The organism is Brevundimonas sp. UBA5713 (assembly GCF_002419815.1).
Lineage (GTDB): Bacteria > Pseudomonadota > Alphaproteobacteria > Caulobacterales > Caulobacteraceae > Brevundimonas.
On record NZ_DIGV01000011.1, the window covers coordinates 1 to 5,673 of the forward strand.

Sequence of the window (5,673 nt, forward strand, 5' to 3'; positions counted from 1 at the left end):
CCCATGTCGGTCATGGTCAGGTTGGGCACCTTGCGCAGCGGCGGGACCTCGGCCGTCATACCCAGACGCGGCGCCAGCGTCGCGCGGCCCATGCCCGAACGGTCGATGGCTTCGGAGACGATGGTGTAGGCCCGGTCCTCGGTCGGACGGACGATGACGTCATAGGTCTCGGCGACCGAGATCTGGAACTCGTCGGTCTCCACCGGTCGGACGTTCTCGCCGTCGGCCTGGACCACGGTCATGGCCAGACCCGGGATACGGACGTTGAAGATCGACATGGCCGAGGCGTTGATGACGCGCAGACGCACCCGCTCGCCGGGACGAAACAGGCCGGTCCAGTTCTCCTGCGGGCCGTGGCCGTTGATCAGATAGGTATAGGTGGTGCCGTTGACGTCGAGGATGTCGCGCGGATCCATCCGCATCCCGCCCCACATCCGGCGCTCGGCCAGATCCATGCCGTCCGAGCCGTCCAGCAGTCCGGCCAAAGACGTCTTCTGCATGTTGAAGTAGCCGGGGCTCTTCTTCAGCTTGTCGAGAATCTGGTGCGGATGCATGAAGCTCCAGTCCGACAGGACCAGCACATGCTCGCGGTCATAGGCGACCGGATCGACGCCCGCCGGGTCGATGACGATGGGGCCGTAATGGCCGAGCGCCTCCTGCAGCCCCGAATGGCTGTGGTACCAATAGGTGCCCGACTGCTTGATCGGGAACTCATACACAAAGGTCTCGCGCGGCTTGATGCCGGGGAAGCTGACGCCCGGCACGCCGTCCATCTGGAACGGCAGCAGCAAGCCATGCCAATGGATCGAGGTGTCCTCGTCCAGCGTATTGGTCACCGACAGCCGCACGTTCTGGCCTTCGCGCATCCGCAGCAGGGGCGCGGGCAGCAGGCCGTTGATCATGAAGGCGTGGCCCGTGCGCCCGCCGACGGTAAAGCTGGCGTCTCCGACGGTCAGGTCGATGTTGGGTCCCGTCAGCGTCGGCAGATCGGCGCGCAGACCAGGGGAACCCGACTGGGCCCAAGCCGGCATCAGGCCGGAGAGGCCCAGTAATCCGCCACTGACGGCGGCGCTCCGCAACAGGGATCTGCGATCGAGAGCCATGCTCGACATATGATGGATCATCCTTCTTGAATGCGGCTCGCCGCCGACGACTTCGGAGGGAGCTTCACTGGGTACTACGCACCCGGCAGCCGTTTCCCCTTGCGACAGGTCGCCACACAAGAGAGGGCAGGCTCCAAGCTTCCGGGGCGCGGAGCGAAACCTTGCAGCCATGACGGCGGAACCAAGATCTGGATGCAGCAAAAGGACGGTGTTTCAAGCTAGGCGCCGCCAGATCGCTTACAGCGGCGTTGGAATCAGTCGGCATCAAGGCGCGTCAGGATCGCCTTCATCTGGGCGATCTCGTCGTCCTGCGCCCGTACGATCTGGTCGCACAGGGCCAGGATTTCCCGATCGCGGATCGAGGCCTGCTCGCACATCAGGATCGCGCCGGAATGGTGGGGGATCATGGAGCGTAGGAATTCCTTGTCGCCCACCCCTGCCTGGGTCCGCATGCCGACGAAAGCGAGGATGAACACCGCCGCAGCACCACCGACGATCGCCAGATTCAGCTTACGCGACGGATACATTGATCGCATGAACCAGAGCATGAGGATCGCCATGGGCGTGACCATCATAAGGGTCATGTAGACGTTGTTGAGGTTGAGGTAGAAATGATCCAGCGTGGCGATCATCGTATACATGACGAGGTACATGACGATGAAATCGAGAACCAGTTCGATCCCGAATGACCGGTATTGACCCTTGTTCACGGCGCGTCTCCCTGCCTCTCAAAATCCGGATGCCCTGGCGCACAAGCGCCGCAGGGCCACCCAGCTAACCCCTACAAAAAATAATGGTTCCGGCTGTTGACCTTCCCATGAGGGGAAGGATTAGAACCGACAGGCGTCCATTATTGAAAGGTTCGCCCATGTCCGCCCATGTTCCCGGGGCCACCGATCTACAGGTGCTCCACATCCCCAAGATCCGCTGCGGCGGCTGCGTCGCCAGCGTCGAGAAGGCCATTCATTCGGTCGACGCCTCGGCCCAGATCACCGCCGACATCGAGGCCCGCCGCGTCGAGGTGACGACCGACGCCGACCGTCAAACCCTGCTGACCGCGCTTGACGCCGCCGGCTATCCGGCCGAGGCCGCCTGACCATGAACAAGCTGAAGATCGCCTCCCTCGCCGCCGGCGTCGCCATCCTCGGCGGCGCGGGCTTCCTGCTGAACGGCCTGCCCACCGTGGCCCAGGCCTCGGACATGACCGTTTACAAGAGCGATTCCTGCGGCTGCTGCGGCGGCTGGGTCGAGCATATGCGCAAGGCCGGCTACGCCATCCGCGTCGTCGCCACCGATGATCTGGCACCAGTGAAGACCCGTCTCGGCGTGCCGGAATCCCTGTGGTCCTGCCACACGGCCGTCGTCGATGGAAAGGTGATCGAGGGCCATGCCCCCGCCGCCGCCGTCAGCGCCTTCCTGAAATCGCCGGGCGCATCGCGCGGCATCGGCGTAGGCGGCATGCCGACCGGCTCGCCCGGCATGGAGGCCCCCGGCTACGCCCTCGAACGCTACGACGTCATGCGCTTCGGCGCAGGCCAGCCCGCCCCCTTCATGACCTTCGAAGGCGCGACGCCCGTCCGCTAGACCCCTACTCCACTATGACAGAAGGCCCCGCCGGCTAGCCGGCGGGGCCTTTTCGTATCTCCCATCGCGGACCAGACCATCGCCAGCGGCGCCCTCTCCAAGGAGAGCCTTTATGGTTAGATGCAAATGAGCCATCGACCTCGACCAAGTGAAAGACGCGCTTGATCGCCCGCTCAACCGGAATGACCGGCCTACTCAGGCCGGATCGCAGTCAATTCGGATTCGCGACCGCGTACAGTGACATCGAACTGGACGCGCTCGCCTACATCGCGAATTTCGACTTCGCCCGGCATCGCTTCGGTTGGTCGCGTCGAGCCAGAACTCGCCGTCGGAGATCTTCGTGGTCGGCGACGACCAGTAGGTCGAAGCTCGAGAAGTAAAGAAGGACCTAGGCTCAGGACCCATTGAATTGCGGCGTGCGATCTGATTCAGGCTCCTGAGGAGTCTGGATTATGAGCGATCTTTATTGGCTGACGGACGAGCAGATGGCTCGGCTGGAGCCCTATTTCCCTAAGAGCCACGGCAAACCTCGGCGGGCTTCTTGGTGGGCTTGGCAGCCAATTTTGGGCTGGAGGGATTGGGTCTCATCTGCGTTCCTTATGTCACTGCGACGAGACCCAATCCCTCCATTATCCGCAACCCCAGATCTGTGCCAAAGGCGCTGACGCCGAACACTCATGCGAAAAGAACTCCGTAATATCTTGTGGCCCGGGTTGCTCGTCGGAGGCCTGGTCATGGCGGTCTTCGCTGGCAGGCACTATGGCCAGACCTCGTCCAACGCCGCGTCATCTGCAGAAGTCATCGAACAGGGCCGGCAGATCTATGCGGACCAATGTGCGTCCTGCCACGGTGCGCAGCTCGAGGGGCAGCCGGACTGGAAGACGCCCCTTCCGTCCGGGCGTCTCCCGGCGCCACCACACGATGCCGACGGCCACACGTGGCACCATCCCGATGACATCCTGTTCCGGATCGTCAAGGAGGGCACGGCCGCCATCGTCGGGGGCGGCTATAAGAGCGACATGCCGGGCTTTGCCGTCCTCAGCGACGCAGAGATCCAGGCTGCGCTCGCCTATATCAAGAGCACCTGGCCGGAGCGCGAGCGGACCTACCAGGAGAATGTGTCGCAAGCACGCTGAGCGCTGATGGCACCTTCGGGATGGAGCTTCGCTGCAGGCCGGAGCTGCCCGTGCGACCGGCTGCTCAGTTTTCCGAGGCCCACCCGGTGACAGTTGTGGCTGCCGGACAGAAGCGGCATATTTGGATCGACCTGATGGCGAAACCTTTGGGAGGGATGTTCGTGGGATTATTCATGGCTTACTTGGCATTTGAAGCGCGCTCGATCTTGGCGCCGCCTCGGGTTTTCCCTCGATGAACAATCCCGGCTCCAGTTCATCGAAGCGGGTTCAGGACCGCGCGGACCGACTCAACAAGAACTGCTTCTGCGTTACACTGGACCTTCCATCGCTGCGCGAAGCGATGGAGCGCGAGGCCGGTGAGCCGGCATTCTTCGAGACGTTCATCCGCCCCAAGGCCCATCTGTTCTCGCACGTACCGGTGTTCCTTTCGGCCACCACCGTGGATGAGATGCGCGCCATCGCAGCGGCTGTGGAGACCACCGCCCAACTCGCGGCATACAAAGCCGCGGTCCTTTCCTGGGCGCCGGAAATCGCGCGGGCGGATCACGGTCCGATCGGGGCATTGATGGGCTACGACTTTCATCTTGGCGAAGACGGCCCCCGGCTGATCGAGATCAATACCAACGCCGGCGGGGCATTTCTCAATGCCTTTCTTGCAAGGGCGCAGCGCGCGTGTTGTGCCGAAATGGATATCCCCCCGGCGCTGCCATCGTTCGAGGACGCGGCGTTTCGCATGTTCCAGAACGAATGGATTCGGCAGCGGGGAACGGGCACGCCACAACGCATCGCCATCATCGATGACAATCCGCCGGAACAGTACCTTTATCCCGAGTTCGTGCTCGCGCGGCAAGTTTTGGCGGCACGAGGGGTAGACGCGGTCATCGCCGACGCCGGTCACCTTAGCTACGACGATGGTCGGCTCAGCGTCGACGGAAAGACGATCGATCTCGTTTACAATCGGGTCACCGATTTCGCCTTTGATCAGCCCGAGCACAAGGCATTGCAGGAATCCTACCGTGATGGCGCGGTTGTCGTAACGCCGAATCCGCACAACCACGCGCTCCTTGCCGACAAGCGCAACCTTTCGCTTCTTTCGAATTCCGCGACACTTGAGGCATGGGGAGTCGACCCGGGGATTCGGGCCGGGCTTGCTGCCGTTCCACGCACCGTTCTGGTCAATCCCGACAACGCTGATGCACTTTGGAAATCCCGCAAGGACCTGTTCTTCAAGCCGACAGGAGGACATGGTGGCAAGGCGGTATATCGTGGCGACAAGCTGACGAAAGGAGTCTGGGCGGAGATCGTGGGAGGCGGATACGTTGCCCAGACGCTGGTCCGCCCCAGCGAGCGCATGATCAAGATCGACGAGACACCCCAGAGGCGCAAAATGGACGTGCGACTGTATACCTATGATGGGCAGGTGCTTCTGGTGGCCGCGCGCCTTTATCAAGGCCAGACCACAAATTTCAGGACGCTAGGGGGTGGGTTCGCGCCGGTGTTCGTGATCTGAAGCGAGAGCTGTTGGGATCTTGTATAATGAAATCAATCCCTTAAGGTGGAGAAGGTTGGACGTCAGACCCATCCCCTCCAGTGAACTCCCCTTCCTGCGCCGTCGCTGTTCCAGCGCTCAACAGCACTGCCAGAAAGGCCGTCCCCGATAGTTTCATGGTTCATCCTATGAGTCTCAACACAGTGATGCTGGTCGCTTAGGTGGAGCTAACAAGTCAACCAAAATGAGACTCATCGTCTGTCGCCCGATCAGATGCATTGCTCGCATCTGCGCATATGGACGTTTGCCAAAAACTCGGACTGCGCGTGCAGCGGTGCTGGTGCTGACAAGTTAACTGGAT

General features: G+C 62.0%; 6 protein-coding genes and 1 pseudogene. 5 read left to right on the forward strand and 2 right to left on the reverse strand.

Annotated features, from left to right (window positions below):
* Both B3B04_RS01475 and B3B04_RS01480 read right to left on the reverse strand, forming a co-directional pair.
* Positions 1–1,112, reverse strand: a 1,112-nt coding sequence (locus B3B04_RS01475; protein ID WP_292039106.1) for a copper resistance system multicopper oxidase, incomplete at its 3' end; no start/stop codon positions are given.
* Positions 1,113–1,357: 245 nt separating this feature from the next.
* Positions 1,358–1,813, reverse strand: a complete 456-nt coding sequence (locus tag B3B04_RS01480; protein ID WP_292039107.1) for a DUF305 domain-containing protein — start codon at positions 1,811–1,813, stop codon at positions 1,358–1,360.
* A gap of 158 nt (positions 1,814–1,971) precedes the next feature.
* Here B3B04_RS01480 and B3B04_RS01485 point away from each other — a divergent pair, with 158 nt between their 5' ends.
* The 5 genes and pseudogenes from B3B04_RS01485 (at position 1,972) to B3B04_RS01505 (ending at position 5,333) form a co-directional block, all read left to right on the forward strand.
* The gene (locus tag B3B04_RS01485; RefSeq protein WP_292039109.1) at positions 1,972–2,199 is read left to right on the forward strand and encodes a heavy-metal-associated domain-containing protein; all 228 of its coding nucleotides are present in this window, start codon (positions 1,972–1,974) and stop codon (positions 2,197–2,199) included.
* A gap of 2 nt (positions 2,200–2,201) precedes the next feature.
* Complete coding sequence (locus B3B04_RS01490) at positions 2,202–2,687, forward strand: DUF411 domain-containing protein (protein ID WP_292039111.1); 486 nt, start codon at positions 2,202–2,204, stop codon at positions 2,685–2,687.
* A 452-nt stretch (positions 2,688–3,139) separates the two neighbouring features.
* Positions 3,140–3,220: pseudogene (locus B3B04_RS01495) on the forward strand (IS5/IS1182 family transposase); the annotation flags it as partial.
* A gap of 201 nt (positions 3,221–3,421) precedes the next feature.
* Entirely contained in the window at positions 3,422–3,823 is a 402-nt protein-coding gene (locus tag B3B04_RS01500; protein WP_292039113.1) for a c-type cytochrome, read from the forward strand.
* A 232-nt stretch (positions 3,824–4,055) separates the two neighbouring features.
* Positions 4,056–5,333, forward strand: a complete 1,278-nt coding sequence (locus tag B3B04_RS01505; RefSeq protein WP_292039115.1) for a hypothetical protein — start codon at positions 4,056–4,058, stop codon at positions 5,331–5,333.
* Positions 5,334–5,673: the final 340 nt, after the last annotated feature.